Here is a 315-nt window from a genome sequence, read left to right as displayed (position 1 = left end):
CCTAGCTCGTCTGCATTCAAGATACCGTCGCCATTTAAGTCTTCAGGAATCGTGATCGCACCGATCAGGTCTGCAGGCAAGGTATCTACAGTCACGGTGACATCTGCATCTGCAACATCAAGGTTACCTTGTGCATCCACTGCTTCTGCATGGATGGTCACAGGGCCTTCGCCTGTTACAGGAATCGCTGCGGTGATGAAGCCGTTTGCAAGGTCAGCTGCAGTCACGGTGTAGTTAGTACCGTTCACATTCACTACTGTGCCGTCGATTGCATCTGGTCCCAACGCCACTTGTGCATTGAAGGTACCGTCTGTG

At 52.1% G+C, this 315-nt stretch carries 1 protein-coding gene; it reads right to left on the bottom strand.

Annotated elements, in window-relative coordinates; translation table 11 throughout:
* Positions 1 to 315: hypothetical protein (locus J655_RS24210; RefSeq protein ID WP_228132288.1), on the bottom strand; the 315-nt coding region annotated here is incomplete at both ends.

The organism is Acinetobacter sp. 1294243 (assembly GCF_000588015.1).
GTDB classification, from domain to species: Bacteria; Pseudomonadota; Gammaproteobacteria; order Pseudomonadales; family Moraxellaceae; genus Acinetobacter; species Acinetobacter pittii.
This window is presented reverse-complemented; position numbering and strand designations above follow the sequence as displayed.